The 17,401-nt window shown below is 77.1% G+C and carries 14 protein-coding genes; 12 read left to right on the top strand and 2 right to left on the bottom strand.

The window, feature by feature from the left end; all coding sequences use genetic code 11:
- The first annotated feature begins 146 nt into the window (after positions 1–146).
- Positions 147–1,394, top strand: a complete 1,248-nt coding sequence (locus AB0F71_RS17055; RefSeq protein ID WP_360234218.1) for an aminoglycoside phosphotransferase family protein — start codon at positions 147–149, stop codon at positions 1,392–1,394.
- Between the two features lie 109 nt (positions 1,395–1,503).
- Here AB0F71_RS17055 and AB0F71_RS17050 read toward each other — a convergent pair whose 3' ends face one another.
- Complete coding sequence (locus AB0F71_RS17050) at positions 1,504–1,779, bottom strand: ferredoxin (protein ID WP_360234215.1); 276 nt, start codon at positions 1,777–1,779, stop codon at positions 1,504–1,506.
- On the bottom strand, positions 1,776–2,996 hold the full coding sequence (locus AB0F71_RS17045) for a cytochrome P450 (protein ID WP_360234212.1): 1,221 nt from the start codon (positions 2,994–2,996) through the stop codon (positions 1,776–1,778). Before AB0F71_RS17045 ends, AB0F71_RS17050 begins: the two co-directional genes overlap by 4 nt.
- A 656-nt stretch (positions 2,997–3,652) precedes the next feature.
- Here AB0F71_RS17045 and AB0F71_RS17040 point away from each other — a divergent pair.
- From AB0F71_RS17040 to AB0F71_RS16990, 11 genes are all read left to right on the top strand, one after another.
- On the top strand, positions 3,653–4,738 hold the full coding sequence (locus AB0F71_RS17040; protein WP_360234209.1) for an S-(hydroxymethyl)mycothiol dehydrogenase: 1,086 nt from the start codon (positions 3,653–3,655) through the stop codon (positions 4,736–4,738).
- Entirely contained in the window at positions 4,735–5,364 is a 630-nt protein-coding gene (locus tag AB0F71_RS17035; protein ID WP_360234206.1) for an MBL fold metallo-hydrolase, read from the top strand. The genes AB0F71_RS17040 and AB0F71_RS17035 overlap by 4 nt, the downstream gene beginning before the upstream one ends.
- A 113-nt stretch (positions 5,365–5,477) precedes the next feature.
- Positions 5,478–5,879 (top strand): TIGR03618 family F420-dependent PPOX class oxidoreductase, encoded by a 402-nt coding sequence (locus AB0F71_RS17030; protein ID WP_360234203.1) that lies wholly within the window; start codon positions 5,478–5,480, stop codon positions 5,877–5,879.
- Between the two features lie 203 nt (positions 5,880–6,082).
- Positions 6,083–6,247 (top strand): hypothetical protein, encoded by a 165-nt coding sequence (locus tag AB0F71_RS17025; protein ID WP_360234200.1) that lies wholly within the window; start codon positions 6,083–6,085, stop codon positions 6,245–6,247.
- Positions 6,248–6,432: 185 nt separating this feature from the next.
- On the top strand, positions 6,433–9,186 hold the full coding sequence (locus AB0F71_RS17020) for a lantibiotic dehydratase (protein ID WP_360234197.1): 2,754 nt from the start codon (positions 6,433–6,435) through the stop codon (positions 9,184–9,186).
- Complete coding sequence (locus AB0F71_RS17015) at positions 9,179–10,180, top strand: lantibiotic dehydratase C-terminal domain-containing protein (RefSeq protein WP_360234193.1); 1,002 nt, start codon at positions 9,179–9,181, stop codon at positions 10,178–10,180. The genes AB0F71_RS17020 and AB0F71_RS17015 overlap by 8 nt, the downstream gene beginning before the upstream one ends.
- The gene (locus AB0F71_RS17010) at positions 10,173–11,318 is read left to right on the top strand and encodes a thiopeptide maturation pyridine synthase (protein ID WP_360234190.1); all 1,146 of its coding nucleotides are present in this window, start codon (positions 10,173–10,175) and stop codon (positions 11,316–11,318) included. Before AB0F71_RS17015 ends, AB0F71_RS17010 begins: the two co-directional genes overlap by 8 nt.
- A 5-nt stretch (positions 11,319–11,323) precedes the next feature.
- Entirely contained in the window at positions 11,324–13,276 is a 1,953-nt protein-coding gene (locus tag AB0F71_RS17005; protein ID WP_360234187.1) for a hypothetical protein, read from the top strand.
- Positions 13,269–15,293: a TOMM precursor leader peptide-binding protein gene (locus tag AB0F71_RS17000; RefSeq protein WP_360234184.1), complete on the top strand. Its 2,025-nt coding sequence runs from the start codon at positions 13,269–13,271 to the stop codon at positions 15,291–15,293. The genes AB0F71_RS17005 and AB0F71_RS17000 overlap by 8 nt, the downstream gene beginning before the upstream one ends.
- A 55-nt stretch (positions 15,294–15,348) precedes the next feature.
- Entirely contained in the window at positions 15,349–16,932 is a 1,584-nt protein-coding gene (locus tag AB0F71_RS16995; protein ID WP_360234181.1) for a SagB/ThcOx family dehydrogenase, read from the top strand.
- A gap of 123 nt (positions 16,933–17,055) precedes the next feature.
- Positions 17,056–17,319 (top strand): hypothetical protein, encoded by a 264-nt coding sequence (locus AB0F71_RS16990; protein ID WP_360234179.1) that lies wholly within the window; start codon positions 17,056–17,058, stop codon positions 17,317–17,319.
- The last annotated feature ends 82 nt before the right edge of the window (positions 17,320–17,401 follow it).

Raw genomic sequence — 17,401 nt, 5'->3', positions numbered from 1 at the left:
TGGCGCTCCCCGGTGGGACGGACCGGGCGGAACCCCAGCAGGAGGCTTCGGGCAGCGCAGCCTCACCGCGGCCCCCGGCGGCGAGCAGGTCCGGCCCCGGGGAAAACCGGTCGCCGCCGCCTCGCGCCGTGGGCGAAGCTGCTCGGATGCAGCGAGCGAACAGCCGGACCGTGACCGTCGACCTCACCCACGGAAGCGCCTACTACGGGCAGTTGGGCCCCTTCGAGACGGACCTCGGCTGGTGGTCCGCGGTGGACGGCGTGGTCGCCCGGGCCACCGAACTGGCCGGCGTGCCGGTCCTGGTGACCAGACTGCTCGACGGGCACAGCGCGGACCCGGGCCACGGCGGCCGGGTCCGCTACCACGCCGAGGCGCTCCGGGCGCCCGCCGCCCTGACACCCCGCCCGCCGGACGCCGGGACGGCCGCCCTGCTGGCCCCCGCCGCCCGGCGGGCCGCCTGGGCCACCCCGGACGGGCTGCGCTCGGCGCTGGGCTGGGCGCAGGAGCGGCTCGCCGACCTCGGCCGGCCGACCGGGGCCGCGCGGCAGATCCGGACCTGGAACCTGTCCGCCCTCTTCCGCTTCCCTTCCCCCACCGGTGCCGACGCCTGGTTGAAGACCACCGGCCCGGAGTTCAACGCCGCCGAGGGGGAGGTGATCGCGCTGCTCGGCGGGGTCGACCCCACCCTCGTCCCGCCGGTGCTCGCCGCCGACCCGGCCGCCGGCCGACTGCTGCTCGACCACGTCCCCGGCGAGGACTGCTGGAGCCCGGACGAGGCGACCGTCGCCGACGTCGTCCCGCGCTTCGTCGCCGCCCAGGCCGCCCTGGCCGGACGGCCCATGGCCCTGGCCGGGCTGCGCGACCGCACGCCCGCCACCCTGCACGCCCAGCTGACGACGCTGCTGGACCGGCTCCCCGCCGAGACCGACCTGACGGCGCCCGAACGCGACCGGCTGCACGGGTTCGCCGCCGAACTGCCCGCGCTGCTGGACGAACTGGCCGCCTGCGGCCTCCCGGAGACGCTGCTGCACGGCGACTTCCACCCCGGCAACTGGCGCACCGGCGCCGCCCGCCCGGTCGTGGTCGACTACGCCGACGCCTGCCTCGGCCACCCGGCCCTGGACGGGCTGCGCCCCCGGGCCTACCTCACCCCGGCGGCCTGGCGCCACCACGCCGAGGTCTGGACGGCGGCCTGGCGCGAGCACGCCCCGGGCTCGGACCCGCAGCGCGCCCTCGAACTCGCCGCTCCGCTCCACCACGTGGCCTACGCGCTGCGCTACCAGGAGTTCCTGGACCACATCGAGCCCAGCGAACGCCCGTACCACGAGGGCGACCCGGCCGCCGAACTCCGCGCCGCCCTGGCCGCCGCGTCCCGACCGTCCTCCCCGTTCTGACCGACCGGCCCGGTGGCGCCTGCTGCCGCAGTCTCAGCAGGCGCCACCGGGGTCACGGGGTCACGGGATCACTGCGTCACGGGGCTGTGCGCTCGCCCGGTCCGGCGGGTCACTCGGGCGGTTCGATCCGGTGGCCGCCGCGGGCCGAGAGCAGGGTGAGCGCCTCGACCGGACAGTACTCCACCGCCTCGGTCAGCCCGTCCGTCAACTCCGCGCCACCGTCCGCGTACCCGGCCACCGGCCGGGCCTGCCCGTCGGTGTCGAGGGCCAGCGACTCGGGGGCGCTCAGGGCGCACATCCCGGAGCCGATGCAGCGGTCCCGGTCGACCCGGACCAGCACGGGTTCGGCCGCCGCGGTGTCGGCGGGCCCGGTCGGCCCCGTCACCAGGTGACCCTCAGCGTGTTGGGGCTGCGGGTGAGCAGCCCGCGCCGCCAGTCGATGTCCCGGGCCGCGTCGGCCATCCGCAGCGCCGGCAGCCGCCGGGCCAGCCGGTGCAGGGCGAGCTCCAGCTCCATCCGGGCCAGCCAGGCGCCCAGGCAGTGGTGCGGTCCGGCGCCGAAGGTGAGCATCGGCGCGGCCAGCGGGGAGAACAGCTCGGTGCGCAGGTCCCCGGTGAAGACCTCCGGGTCCTGGTTGGCGGCGCCGGTGTCGGCGGCGACGACGCTGCCGGCCGGGATGACCACCCCGCCGATCTCGACGTCCTCCACCGTGCGGCGCAGCAGCCCGGGCATGTGCTCGGCGGCGTCGCCGAGCGGTACGGCGCGCAGGATCTGCTCGGTCGCGGCGGCGGCGCTGGCCTCGTCGGAGGCGAGCCGCTGCCAGGCGTCCCGGCCGTCCTCGAGCAGGTAGACCAGGGCGTTGCCGAGGCTGGTCATGGTGGTCTCGTGACCGGCCACCACGAGTCCGATGACCAGGGCGATCAGTTGCCCCTCGGTGATCGAGCCGTCCTCGGCGGCGGCCGCCAGCAGGCTGCTGACCAGGTCCTCGCCGGGCGCCGCACGGCGCTCGGCGATCACCTCGGCGCCGAAGGCCGCGAACTCGGTCATCGCGGTGGCGATCGCCTCGGCGCTGTAGGCGGTGGTGGAGAGCGCGTGGTCGCTCCAGTGGGCGAGCCGCTTGCTGTCGAGGTTGTCCAGGCCCATCAGCCGGCTGATCACCAGGACCGGCAGCGGCCGGGTGTAGGTGGCGACGATGTCGGCGGGGGAGCCGTGGTCGATCAGTTCGTCGATCAGCGACTCGATCACCGAGGCGACCCAGGGCTTCCAGCGCGCGATCGCGCGCGGGGTGAAGGCCCGTTGCACGGTGCGGCGCAGCCGCTGGTGCTCGGTGCCGTCGATGTTCAGCATGCTCTGCGGGTCGTCCAGGATGTTGGGCGTGACCATGAGCGGCGGCGCGTCCGGCGCGTAGAGCGGGGCGCGGCCGAGCCGCGGGTCGGTGAGCACCTGCCGGACGTCGGCGTGCCGGCTGACCAGCCAGACCGGCGTGCCGGTGGGCAGCGCCGCGAGCCGGGGCGGACCGGGCTCCAGGTGGCGCAGGCAGTGCAGCGGAGGGAGCGGGGCGGTGCCGGTGCCGGCACCGGTCGCGCTGTTCTCGGTGGACATCCGTACTCCAGACTCCAGGGCAGGGACCGCGCGGGGCGGCCCGACGGGGGGTGGATCCGGGGTTCGTGCGGGGACGGGCGGTTCGGCCGGGGCGGCTCGACTCGGGGCCGGCGGTGCGGGTGGGACGCGGTGGGACGCGGTGGGACCGGGAACGCTGCCCGCGCGGGGGCGCGGGCCCGTGCCCGGGATGGCGCGGGATGGCGCGAAACGTGCGGGGGCGTACGGTCGGTACGCGCCCGGCACGAGCGGCGCGCGGTGGCGTGCCGTCAGGTGGGGCGGGTGTGCTGAGCGTGGTCGCGTGGACCGTCTCTGCTACGACCGTACGTGGACGGCGGGGTGCCCGTCTGCGGCACTTCCAGCCAACGGCGGCGCTTTCCGGGCAGTTCGTGGCACGCTGACGGGCGCTCAGCGCCGCCCGCGCGCCCCTGGTCCGAGGCCGCGCCGGGGCCGAACCGGGGCCGCGCGGGGCCCGCGCGGGGGCGAGCGCCGGGTGGGCCGGGCAGGACTGCCGGACATGCCCGTGGCACGTGCCCCCGGCCGGGCGGGCGCTACCCTTCGTAGGCACTCCTTCGGAAGTGCTTCTAGAGTTCTCCCGCAGTCGTTTGTCGCAGGTCACGCCGGTGCGTAGCCGTACCGGCCGACGGAGGTGGAATCGGATGGCCCAGCAGGTCAAGGCAGTCATCGCGCGCGCCAAGGGCGCACCCGTGGAGGTGACCACGATCGTGGTGCCGGACCCGGGGCCCGGCGAGGCGGTGGTGCGGATCCAGGCGTGCGGCGTCTGTCACACCGACCTCCACTACCGCGAGGGCGGCATCAACGACGAGTTCCCGTTCCTGCTCGGCCACGAGGCCGCGGGCGTCGTGGAGTCGGTGGGCGAGGGCGTCACCGAGGTCGGGCCGGGCGACTTCGTCGTCCTCAACTGGCGCGCGGTGTGCGGCCAGTGCCGGGCCTGCGAGCGCGGGCGCCCGCAGTACTGCTTCGCCACCCACAACGCGAAGCAGAAGATGACGCTGCTGGACGGCACCGAGCTGTCCCCGGCGCTGGGCATCGGCGCCTTCGCCGAGAAGACCCTGGTCGCGGCCGGCCAGTGCACCAAGGTCGACCCGGCCGCCGACCCGGCCGTCGCGGGCCTGCTGGGCTGCGGCGTGATGGCGGGCCTCGGCGCCGCGATCAACACCGGCAACGTCGGCCGCGGCGACACCGTCGCCGTGATCGGCTGCGGCGGCGTCGGCGGGGCGGCCGTGATGGGCTCCCGGCTGGCCGGCGCGGCGAAGATCATCGCGGTGGACATCGACGACCGCAAGCTGGCGAAGGCCCGCTCCCTGGGCGCCACCCACACCGTCAACTCCCGTACCACCGACCCGGTCGAGGCGATCCGGGAGCTGACCGGCGGCAACGGCGCCGACGTCGTGGTGGAGGCCGTCGGCCGGCCCGAGACGTACAAGCAGGCCTTCTACGCCCGCGACCTCGCGGGCACCGTCGTCCTGGTCGGCGTGCCGACCCCGGAGATGACCCTGGAACTGCCGCTGCTGGACGTCTTCGGCCGCGGCGGCGCGCTCAAGTCCTCCTGGTACGGCGACTGCCTGCCCTCCCGGGACTTCCCGATGCTGATCGACCTCCACCTCCAGGGCCGCCTGGACCTGGAGGCCTTCGTCACCGAGCGGATCGGGCTCGACGAGGTGGAGCAGGCCTTCGAGCGCATGCACGGCGGCGACGTCCTCCGCTCGGTGGTGATCCTGTGACCGCCCGGGTGGACCGCCTGGTCACCGCCGGGACCTTCGAACTCGACGGCGGCAGCTGGGAGGTGGAGAACAACGTCTGGATCGTCGGCGACGACGAGGAGGCGGTGGTGATCGACGCCGCGCACGACGCCGACGCCATCGAGGCCGCGCTCGGCGGCCGCCGGCTGCTGGCGATCGTCTCCACCCACGCCCACAACGACCACATCGACGCCGCCCCGGCCCTGGCCGCGCGCACCGGCGCGCCGATCCTGCTGCACCCGGACGACCTCCCGCTGTGGAAGCTCACCCACCCCGACCGGCTCCCGGACGGCGAACTCGCCGACGGGCAGCGGATCGAGGTGGCCGGCACCGAGCTGACCGTGCTGCACACCCCGGGCCACGCGCCCGGCGCGGTCTGCCTCCACGCCCCCGGCCTCGGCACCGTGTTCACCGGCGACACCCTGTTCCACGGCGGCCCGGGCGCGACCGGACGCTCCTTCTCGGACTTCCCGACCATCATCGAGTCCATCCGCGAGCGGCTGCTGTCGCTCCCGGCCGACACGGTGGTGCGCACCGGCCACGGCGACCCGACCACCATCGGCGCCGAGGCCCCGGCCCTGCCGGAGTGGATCGCCCGCGGCCACTGAGGCCCTGGCCCTGCCGGAGTGGACCGCCCGCGGCCACCGAGGCCCAGGCCGCCTGCCGCACGTCGTACGGCCCCCGGGCGGAGCGCCGCCCCGGGGGTCGTACGATCGCGATCATGGCCCATGACCCGCGTGACCTCGACGACGCCTTCCTCGCCTTCTGGCGCGAGCGGCACATCTCCACCCTGACCACCACCCGGCCCGACGGCACGCCGCACGTGGTGCCGGTCGGCGTGACCTTCGACCCGGCGACCGGCACCGCCCGGGTGATCACCAGCCGTACCAGCCGCAAGGCCCGCAACGTGGCGGCGGCCGGCCCCGAGGGACTGCGCGTCGCGGTCTGCCAGGTGGACCGGGCCCGCTGGTCCACCCTGGAGGGCGTCGCGGTGCTGCGCGACTCGGCCGAGCAGGTCGCCGACGCCGAGCGCCGCTACGCCGAGCGCTACCGCCCGCCGCGCGAGAACCCCGACCGGGTCGTCATCGAGATCACCGTCACCGCCGTCCTCGGCCGCCCCTGACCCGACCGCCACCGGGCCGCACCCCACCCTGCCCCTCGCCGCGCGCCGCGCCGGACGGTCCCGCGTCCGCCGGCCGGGCGAGGCCCTGGTGCAGGGCGCCCATGACCTGACGGCACTTCCGTATATCGGCTGTAGATCGGCGCTTGTGAAGGTTCTCCTGTCAGCCCGAACGGGCCGACGGAACGAGAGGAAGGACCGTCACCATGGACATGCAGCTGAACTCGCTCGACCTGGACGCCCTGGACGTCACCGGCATCGAGCTCGCCGAGGGCGACGCCATCGGTTCGCTGGCCACCGACAGTGCGCACACCGAGGTCGGCGCCTCCTGCGCCCCCTACGGCTGCCACTGCTACTTCAGCCTGACCTGATCGACCGGGCAGGGCACCCGGCTCACGGGTAGCCACTGAGGAGCGTCCCGCGGGTCCCGTCGGACCCGGCGGGGGCCCGCGGGACGCTTCCCGCCACCACGACCACCGGTGACTGACCGGCGGTACCCCTCCGGCGCGCTGGGAAGAGCCGTCGGACCCTCTGGAGACGAAACGGCGTTCCCACCGTGATTGCCCCCACCACCCCTGCCGTCAGCCGGTTCGCCGTCCGCGTCGCGGGCCTGCCGGCCGACGCCCTGTACGAGCTGCGCCGACCGGCCGTCCGAGCCGCCGTGGACCACCTGCTCGCCGAACGCGACCGGCTGGCCCGCGAGGGCGCACTGCTGGCCGACGCCCTCCACCCGGTGATCGGCGCGCTGGCCGGCTCCGAGCTGAAACCGCGGGTGGTGGCGCTGCGCCGCAGCCTCCACGGCGCGAGCGCGCCCGGTCCGGCGGTCTGGTCGGACGCGGTCCGGCAGGCCCTGCCGGCCGTCCTCACCGAGCGGATCGACGCCTGGCTGGCGGCGCTGCGCGCCCACCGGAAGGACTTCGCGGCGCTCCCGGACCGCTACGACCGCGACCTCCCGGACGCTCTGTCAGCCGTGCGCCGCCACGCCGCGACCCCGGCCTTCCGTCACGGGCTGGTCCAGGGCAACCCGATGCTCTCGGACGCGCTCACCGCGTGGCTCGACGCCCCGGCCGGCACCGAGCTGGCCCGCCGCACCAGGCTGCGCCTGGTCAAGTACCTGGCCCGGGCGGCCGCCAAGACCAGCCCGTACGCCACCTTCACCGTGACCGGCCTCGGCGAGTGGCGCCGCTGCGGCTCCGCCGTCGCGCCGACCGGGGCGACGGCCTGGCGCAGTGTCGTCGAGCCGAACGTCTGGGTGATGCAGCGGCTGGCGCACGCGCTGGCCGGACCGCGCACGCCGCCGCGCGGCCGGGTGCTGCGGGTCAACCCGACGCTGTGCGAGGAGGACGGCCGCTTCTGGTTCGTCGCACCGGGCTGGTCGGAGCGGGTGCTGTCGGTCGCCGCGGACGGGGCGACCCGGGCCTGCGTCGACTTCCTGCGGGCGGGCGGCCCGCGCACCGGCGCCGAACTGCGCGACCACCTCGCGGCCCGCGCCGGGCGCCCGGCCGCCCGGCCCGACACGGCGGCGGCGACGGCCTATCTTGCCAAGCTGGTCGAGGTCGGCCTGCTGGAGGCGGCGCTGCCGTTCGCCGACCAGTCCCCGGACCACCTCGGCGAACTGCTGCGCCACCTCGAACGCTGGGAACTCCCGGACGGGCAGCGGGAGTTGCAGGCCGTCCGGCGCGCCCTGACGGCCTACCCCGGGGAGTCGGCGGCGGTCCGGACGGCGCTGCACCGGCGGGTGGACCGGGAGATCACCGGTCTGCTGGAGACCCACGGCACGCCCGGCGACCGGACCCAGGCGCCGCCCCGCAAGAACCTCTTCCACGAGAACGCCGTCTTCACCGAGGTCGTCCTGCACGGCGACCCCGGGCGCTGGGCGGGCGCGCTCGCGGACCTCGCCGCCGTCGGGCGGCTGCTCGCGCTGTTCCGGCCCGACGCCGCACTGCGGCTGGTCGCGGCGGAGGTCTTCGCCGACCACGCCGGGCCCGTCCCGTTCCCGCTGTTCCACCGCGCCCTGGTCACCCGGCTCCGGGACGCCCGGCCCGGCAGCGCCGCGGCCGAACTGGGCGCACTGCTCAACCCGGCCACGGCCGCCGGGCACCCGCCGGGCGCCAGCCCGGTGCCCGCCGTCCGGGAGCTCGCCGGGCTGCGGGCCGAGGCGATCGCCTTCCTGCGCGACCACCCCGCCGACGGGGACGGCGTCGTCCGCCTCCCGGCCCGTGCCGTCGACCGGTTGCTCGCCGACCTGGCGCCCGATCGGTCGGCCCCGGGGCGGCTGTCCTGCTACGTGCAGGAGGCCGGCCGGGACGACGACGGCGACCTCGACCTCGTCCTCAACGGCGTCGGCGCCGGCCACGGGCACGGCACCGCCAGGCTGCGCCGAGCCCTGCCGGAGCTCGCCTACGGGACGGCGGACTTCGCCGACCGGACGGCGGACACCGACCTGGGTGCAGACGTCCCGGGCGGCGTGCTGTTCGCCGAGAGCGGCGGCGCCTTCGGCAGCAACCTCAACCTGCGGGCCGACGGTGTCCGCTTCGAGATCGACATCCCGGGCGTCGACAGCGCCCGGCCCGCCGCCGAACGCCTGCCCGCCGCCGAGTTCTTCGTCGACCACGACCCGCTCCGGCGGCGGCTCGTGCTGCGCCACGGACCCGACGGGCCGGAGGTCCGGCCGCTGCACCTGGGCACCATGGCCGACCGGCTGCTGCCGCCGCTGATGCTGCTCCTGGTCAGGCTGTTCGGCGAGACCCCCGGGCCCTCGGCCGGGCTGTGGGAGCTGCTGACGACCACGCCCGCCGAGCACTCCCGCGAGGTCCTGCACCGGCCGCGCACCGCCGTCGGCCGGGTCGTCGTGGCCCGGGCCTCGTGGTGCGTGCGGGCCGACGCCGTCCCACGGCAGAGCCGCGGCGAGCACGAGGCCCACTACCTGCTGCGGCTGACCGACTGGGCCCGCCGGCACGGCGTACCGGAACGCACCTTCGTACGGGCCGTCCCCGACCGCCCCGCGCCGCAGCGGTCGGCCGGCGGCCGGGAGCCGCGCCGCCCCGGGGACCTCGGCGAACTGCGCGACCGCAAGCCGATGTTCCTCGACCTCGCGAACCCCGACCTGGTCCTGCTGTTCCACCGCCTGCTCACCCGCCCCGACCGCGTCCTGCTGTTCCAGGAGGCGCTGCCCGACCCGGCGGCCGCGCCCGTCCTCGGCGGCCTCGGACGACGGGTCGTGGAGTACGTGGTCGAGGTCGACCCGTGCGCCGACCCGTGCGCCGACCCCGGTGCCGCCGCTCGGACGGCGGGGGCCGGTCGTGGCTGAGCCGGGGCGCGGGAGCGGCCGGGAGTGGCTGAGCCTGCACGCGTTCAGCACGGCCGACGCCACCGCGCTGCTGGTGCGGACCGTCCGGCCGCTGGTCGCCGAACTGCGGCGGGACGGGCTGATCGACGAGTACTTCTACCTGCGCTACTGGGAGGGCGGCCCGCACCTGCGGCTGCGGCTGCTGCCGCGCACGGCCGCCCGGGCGGCCGCGGTGCGGGAGCGGGCCCGGACCGCGCTGGGCCGGCACCTCGACGCCCACCCGTCCGCCGGGCGGATGCCGCCCGCCGACTACGCGGCCTGGGCCGAGCGGCTGGCCGCCGCCGAGGGGCTCGCCGAGCACGACCGGTCGGTGCGCGAGCACGACGCCGTCGAGGAGATCCGGTACCGGCCCGAGGAAGCGGTGTTCGGCGGGCCGGAGGCGGTCCGCGCGGTGGAGCGGCACTTCACCCTCTCCAGCGACCTCGCGCTCGGGCTGCTCGCCGACGGGGCGACCGGGCCGCAGCGTGCGGGGTTCGGCGCGGACGCGTTGATCCTGACGCTCGCGGCCTGGGAGCCCGACCGGGGCCGGCTGGCCGCCGCGCTGCGGGCCCGCCCCGGCGGCGCGCCAGACCCCGCGATGGCGGACCGGGTGGCCCGCGGCTGGCGGCAGGCCGACGGCCCGGCCACCGGCAGCGGCCCCAAGGACCGCTGGCTGTGCTCGGTGCGCGAGCTGCGGGCCGAACTGCTCGGCCTGCACGCCCGCGGCCGGCTGCGGATCACCGCCCCCCACCCCACCGCCGTCCCGACGCCCGGCTCCGCCGCGCCCGGGCAGCGCGCGGTGCTGGCCGTGCTGCTGCGCTGCGTCCACCTGCTGCACAACCGGCTCGGCCTCGACCACGGCGTCGAGCAGCGCATCCGGCGCCTCGTCGAGTCCGGGCTGACCGCGGCCCCCTCCGGCGCCGGCCGCGCCGACCCATCCACCGACCCCGCGAGGACCGGGTACCACCGTGACTGACACCGACTGGCGCAGCCTCCAGATCCGCTACTACCAGGACGACAAGGACGCGCTGCTGCTGGACGCCGTGCGCCCCCTGTTCGCCGAACTCGCCGACGTGATCGAGCAGCCGTACTTCCAGCGCCACTGGCGGCGCGGCCCGCACGTACGGCTCAACTTCCGTACCACGGACAGTGCTTGGCGCGAGATCGTGCAGCCGGCCGCCGAACTCCGGCTGGCCGCCTTCCTGCGGCGCAGCCCGTCCACCGCCGTCCTGGACGAGGCCCGGGAGACCGCGGGCCACGCCCGTAGGGCGGCGCTGCTGGACGAGCGCGGCCCGCTGTCGCCGTGGTACCCCGACAACACCCTCCAGACCGAGCCGTACGAGGACCGTCGGCACGTCCTGGGGAGCCCGCTGCTGGCCGAACTGCTGGACGCGGGCCACGCCGCGAGCAGCCGGCTCGCCTTCCCCGTGCTGGAGCACGTCCGCCGCACCGGCCACAGCCGGCTGCGGCCCGCGCTGTGGCTGATGTTCGCCTTCGCGCACACCAGTCTGCCGCCGGTGTCCAGGGGCTTCATGTCCTTCGCCTCGCACGCCGAGGGCTTCTTCGCCCAGTGCGCGGACCCGGCCGCCGTCCGGGCCGCCTTCGAGGCACGGTTCCAGCAGTTGCGCGGCGAACTCGGCCGCGACCTGGCCGCGGTGCTCGACACCCTGGACGGCACCGGGCAGCTGCCCTTCGTCGCCGAGTGGGCCGGGTACGTGCGGGACCGCAAGGCCGCCGCCCTGCCGCTGCTGGAGGGCGGGCTGATCGACCTGGACCACGCCGCCCGCACCCCCCTGCTCGCCGAGCCCCGACTCGGCGAACTGCTCGGCCTGCTGCTCGGCAACGAGTCGTACCGCAGCGAGGTGATGTCCACGACGTGGTTCCGCGGCCACCGGCTGGCGATCAACCAGCTGTACACCCACCTCGACCGGCTGGGCCTCTCGATGACCCAGCGCTTCCTGCTCTGCTACCTGACCGCCCGCACCGTCGAGTCCACCTTCGGGGTCAGCGCGCTGGAGCGGGCCCGCGCCTACGCCGAGCGCCATCCCGGCGAGCCCGCCCTCGAACCCGTCCCCGAACCCGTCCCCGCACCCACCGACCCGCAGCGGAGCTGAGCCGGATGCGACCCCAACTCAACGACGACGTCCGCTGCGTGCCGGTCCCCGAGGGCGCCTACCTGCACGCCGGCCACCGCTCCTGGGTCCTGCCCGGACCACAGGCGTACGAGTGGCTGCGACGGCTGACCCCGCACCTGACCGGCCGCCGCACCCTGGACGAGCTGACCGCCCCGCTCCCGGCGGACAAGCAGGGCGCCGTACGGGACCTCGTGCTGCTGCTGCACCGGCTGGGCTTCGTCAAGGACGCCCGGGAGGACCTGCCGCACGGCCTCACCGAGCACGAACTGCGCGAGTACGCACCGGAGATCGCGTTCCTGCGCTACGCGCTGGACTCCGCCGAGCACCGCTTCCAGCGCTACCGGGAGACCCGGGTGCGACTGGTCGCCGACGGGCCGCTCCGGGCGGCGGCGCTGCGCGCGCTGCTGCGGACCGGGTGCCGGGACGTCGAGGTGGTCGCCGAGGCGGCCGCGTTCGGTGAGCTGAGCCGGGCCGCGTCGGCGCAGCGACGGGACCAGGCCCAGCGGGTGCACCTGACGGACGGGTCGGACCTGCCGGAGCAGCCGCGCGTCGGGGCCGTGCTGGAGGTCCGGACGGCGCACGGGGGCTTCGGGGCCGCCCGCCGGGCGCTGATCGCGACCGCGGAGCACTGCGCCGCCGCCGGCCTGACCCCGGCCCAGCTGCTGCTCGGCGGCGGCGAGGCCTGGTTCGGCCCGGCCGACGCCGGGGCCGCCGCATCCGGCTGGCACCGGCTGCTGCCGCCGCGCGACGGCGACCGCGAGGCGCCGTTGGGCGGCGCCGTCCCGGGGCTGCTCGCCCACCGGCTGGTCCTCGGCCTGTTCCGCGCCCTGACCGGCCTGGACGACCTGCCGCCCGCCCCCGGGACCTCCGCCGCCCCCGCCCTGGCCCGCACCGACCTGCACACCCTGGCCGGCTCCCGCCACCCGGTCCTGCCCCACCCGGCGGCCGTGGCCGTCGGCGCGGCGGCGCAGCCCGCGGACGCCGACGCGGACGCCGATGCGGACGCCGACGCGGACCTGCTGGCCCGCGCGGCGCGCGTCGTCGACGCCCGGACCGGCCTGCTCGGCGCGGTGGACGAGGCCGACTTCACCCAGTCCCCGCTCTGGGTCTGCCGGGCCGTCCCGCACGGCTACCGGGGCGAGCCGCTGGACGTACCGGCCGTCGGCTCGGGCCTCGAACGGGACGAGGCGCGGGTCGGCGCCGTGCTGGCCGGTCTGGCGGCCTACGCCGCGGACGCGACCGCCGGCCGGGCCGCGGACGAGGGCCGCACCACCCTCCAGGGGGTGGACCTGGCCGACGGCCGGACCGTCCCGGTGCCGCTGTCGACCGCGTTCCCGGACCGCACCGCCGGGCAGCGGCCGCGCGGCACGGCGGGCGGCCGCTCGCCCGAGGAGGCGCGCTGGCTCGGCCTCGCCGACCAGGTGGAGGCACTGCTGGCCGGGGCGCCCGGCGGCGCCAGGGCCGGGACCACCGCGCTCGATCCGGCGGACTTCGCCGCCGCCCCCCGCACCGGCCACCTGCTGCGGCTGCTCGGCACGGTCGGCGAGCCCGCCCTCTACGACCTCACCGCGGCGACCGGCGTGCCGGCCTGCGCCACCCGGCTGGGCGGCGACACCGTCGCCGCCGCCGGGCGCGACCTGGCCGAGGCGGTGGCCCGCTCGGCCGAACGCGCGCTGCTGGCCTGGCAGTCCAGGACGGAGGACCAGCCCGGCTACCGGCCCGAGCCGGTTCCGCCGATCGGCGTGCCCGGGCGCGAGCCCGAGCTCGCGCCACGGCGCTCGGCCCGCCCCGCGGCCGTCGCCCCGGACCTGGCGGCGCTGGCCGCGGCGCTGCGGACCACCACCGGCCTGCGGGCCGTCGCCGTACCGCTGGACCTCGACCCGCAGGCGACCGCGGTCCTGCCCGACCTCACCCGGGTGGTGCTGCTCCGTGACTGACCTCCGCACACCCGCTCGCGTCGCTCGTGGCACTCGTGGCGCGGTCACCGTCGCGCTGCTCGGCTCGCCCTGGCTCGCCGCCGACCCCGACTGGCGGACCGTCACCGCCGAGGCCCTGGGGCAGCCCGGCCCGGACGTCCCGAACATCCCGAACGTCCCGGACGTCCTGGTGGTCACCACCGTCGGCCCGGGCGACCGCGAGCCGCTGCGCCGGGGACGGGCCTGGGCGGCAGCGCACGGCCGCCCCTGGCTGCCGGTCCGACTGCTCGCCGGACAGGTGGTGCTCGGGCCCGCCGGTCTCCCCGGCCGTCCCGGCTGCCCGGGCTGCGCCGAGCTGCGTGAGCGCGACAACAGCGCGGAGCCGGCCTGCCGTGAGCTGCTCCCGCCCGACCTGCCGGCGCTGCGGACCAACCCGCTGCTGCTCGACGCCGTCCGGGAGCTCGTCACCGAGGAGACGGCCCGGCTCGCCGCGTTCGCCGACCCGGCCTCCACCCACGCCCCCGCCCCCGTCACGCCCCGCACCGCCGACGCGGTGCTGCGGGTGGCGGCGGACAGCGGCGAGACCTCCCGCAGCGCCCTGCTGCCGCACCCGTACTGCCCGGACTGCGGCGCCCTGCCCGCCGACAGCGCGGCGGCGGCCGTACTCGCGCTGCCGCCCGCGCCGAAGCTCCACCCGGACGTGCCCCGCACCGCGCAGCCGGACCCGGAGGTCCTCGCGGACCGCTACGTCGACCCGGTCACCGGCGTGATCGCATCGGTGGACACCTGGTCCACCCCCGCCGCCCTGTGCGCCACCGCCCGGACGGCCCCCTCCCGGGCCGTGCACGCCAGCGCCAACGGCTACGGCCACGCCACCGACCTCGGCTCGACCCGGCTCGCCGCCGTCCTGGAGGCCCTGGAGCGCCTGGGCGGCGAGGCCCCGCGCGGTCGGCGCACCACCGTCACGGCCCGGTTCCGCGACATCGCGGACCACGCCGTGGACCCCCGGCGGCTCGGTCTGCACCACCCCGAGCAGCACGGCCTCCCCGGCTTCCCGTTCGCGCCGTACACCCCCGACCGGGAACTGCGCTGGGTGTGGGGGTACTCCTTCGCCCGGGGCCTGCCCGTCCTGGTGCCCGAGAGCTACGCCTACTACAACCGCGGCCGACTCGACGACTCCTTCGTGTTCGAGACCTCCAACGGCTGCGCCCTCGGCAACTGCCCGGCCGAGGCGGTGCTGCACGGGCTGCTGGAGGTCGCCGAGCGCGACGCCTTCCTGCTCACCTGGTACGCCCGGCTGCCCGCGCCGGAGGTCGACCTGGCCTCGGCCGCCGACCGCCGGATCCCGCTGCTCGCCGAGCTCGCCCGGCACCGGCTCGGCTACCGGCTGCGCGCGTTCGCCACCGCCACCGAGCACCGGGTCCCCGCCTTCTGGGTGCTGGCCGAGGCCGACCCCGCCGCCGGATCCGCCCCACCGCGCGGGCTGAACCTGCTCTGCGGCGCGGGCACCGCGCTGACGGCCGAACGGGCCCTGCTGCGCAGCCTCTCCGAGCTCACCGGCTTCCTGTCCGGCGCCGACCGCCGGCACGACCCGGACCGGGCGGCCCGGATGCTGGCGGACCCGGCCGAGGTGCGGACGATGGACGACCACGCCACCCTGTACGGCCACCCGGCCGCCCGGGAGCGGTTGGGCTTCCTCGGCGCCGGTGCGCCGCCCGTGCCGCTGGCCGCCGTGGCCGCCGGTACCCCCTGGCCGGAGCACCGGGACCTGATCGGGGACCTCACCGAACTGGTCGGCCGGTTCACCGGCACCGGTCTGGACGTGGTGGTGGTCGACCAGACCTCGGCCGAACACCGGGCCGGCGGGCTGTCCTGCGTCAAGGTGCTGGTCCCCGGCACGCTGCCGATGACCTTCGGGCACCGGTTCCGGCGCACCCACGGGCTGCCGCGGCTGCTGACGGTGCCCCGGCTGCTGGGCCACCGGGACCGGGACCTCACCCCGGCGGACCTCAACCCGGACCCGCACCCGTTCCCCTGAACCGCCGCGACCGAACCGCCGCGACCGACCCCCCGACACTCCATAGAGGTCATCCGTGTCACCCAGCACTCCTCCCACCGACCCGGCACCGGGGGCGGCGGCCCGTGCCTACCTGCCGTACGGCCGCCACCCCGGACCGCTCCCGCAGTCCCCGGGCCCGCTCCCGCCCGCGACCCTCGTCCACGCCGACCGCCCCACCGTGCCGCTGCCGTGGGAACCGGCGGACGGCCCGCCCGACTGGCCGGCCGTCCTGGGCACGCTGATGCGCGAACTGCTCGGCCGGACCAGGGCGAACTGGATGTACCCGGTGGACCCGGCGACGGGCACCGCGCTCGCCGCACCGCCCGGCCAGGGCGACTGCCGCCCGGCGCCGAGCGGGGGCGCCCGTTACCCGATCGAGGCCTACCTCGCGCTCGGCGCGGCCCCCGGACGGCCGGCGGCGGTGTACCACTACGACGGCGTCGGGCACCGGCTGGTCGCCGTCCGCCCGGGGGACCACCGCAGGGCCCTGGCCCCGGGCACCGGCGAGGCGCCCGACCTGGTCCTCGTGCTCACGGCGGTGTTCTGGCGAAGTGCCGTGAAGTACCGGGAGTTCGGCTACCGGCTGCAACAGCAGGAGACCGGGGTGCTGCTCGCCCAGGCCCAGACGGTCGCCGAGTCGCTGGGCGCCACCGTCGGGGTGCGGCTGCGCCAGGACGACCGGCCGGTCGACGCGCTACTCGGCCTCGACCCGTACCGGCAGAGCGTCACGGCCGTCCTGACGCTCCGCCACCCGGCCGCCCCGGCGCCCGGCCCAGGTCCAGGCTCGGGCCCCGACCCAGGCCCCGGCCCCGCCCCCGGCCCGGACGAACCGCCGTCGGCGCCGTCGGCAGCGGCCGTGCCGGTGACACCGCCGACCTCGATCCTGGGGCTGCTGCCCTACACCGCCGCCGTGCACGGGGCCTCGCTGGCCGAACGGCCGGACGCGGTCCAACCCGCCCGGCCGGTGCCCGCGCCCGCGCCCGGGGCCGAGCCGGCGGTCCGGCTGCCCGACGCCGCCCCCCTGGGCCCGGCCGGACTCCGCGCGGGGGTCACGCGGCGCGCCTCGGCGAGCAACGGGTTCCTCCCGGTGCCGATGGACCGGCGGGCGGTGGCGGCGGTGCTCGGTGCCGCGGCCGCCGGGTACCCCGGCGACCTCGCCGGGGTCGCGACGGCACCCGCGGCGGTCGCGCTGTGCTGCGTGGTCCGCGACGTCACCGGCCTCGCCCCGGGCTGCTACGCGTACCGCGGCGGGGAGTTGGTCCCGCTGCCCGTCCCGCCCGGCGCGCCGGAACGGATCGCCGCCGGGCTGGCCGCGCCACCGACCCGGCTGGACTACCTGGAGGCGCCGCTGACGGTCCTGCCGGTCGCCGCCCTGGAGGCGGGGATCGACGCGTACGGCGACCGCTGGTACCGCCTGGCGCACATCGAGGCCGGGCTGGCCCTGCAACGGGCCGCCCTGGCGGCGGCCGCACTGGGACTGTCCGCCCGGATCCGGTCCGACGCCTCCTGCGCCGCCACCGACGAGGCCCTCGGCCTCCCCGCCGACGGGCTGACCAGCCTGAGCGCCCTGCACATCGGCACCCCCAGGCCCGGCCCGACGCTCGGCTTCCCGGTGTAGGGCCTGCGGGCCGCCCGGGAGGCGCGTTGATCATTTGTCTATCGGCGGCTGCGAAGCTCACCGAGTCGGCACACCTTCCGGTGCGCCTCCGCAACCGCCTCCGCAACGAACTGGAGTCCCCCCATGAACCGCGTTCCCAAGGCCGCCGAGCGCGCCGCCACGCTGCTGGGCCTCGCCACCGGTGCCGTCCTGCTCGCGGCCACGGCCGCCCAGGCGGCCCCGGCCGCAGCGGAGCGTTCCGCCCAGCCGTCGCCGTCGGCGGCCACGCTCCAGTCCGGGACGACGGCCCCGGACGGCGAGACCGGCAACCCCCGGCTGCGGATCGACGTGACCGACGAGTGGAACACCATCGCCTCCAGGCCGCTGCCGCCCGGCCAGCAGCTCTGAGCCCTCGGGTCCCGAGCGCGGCGGATCCCCGAGCGCGGCGGATCCCCGAGAGATCCGGGCGATCCGGGCGATCCGGGAGGTC

The sequence above is a fragment of the Kitasatospora sp. NPDC028055 genome (assembly GCF_040637885.1).
In the GTDB taxonomy this organism is placed as follows: domain Bacteria; phylum Actinomycetota; class Actinomycetes; order Streptomycetales; family Streptomycetaceae; genus Kitasatospora.
The sequence above is the reverse complement of the archived record's forward strand: the minus strand, read 5'-3'. Positions and strand labels throughout refer to the sequence as shown.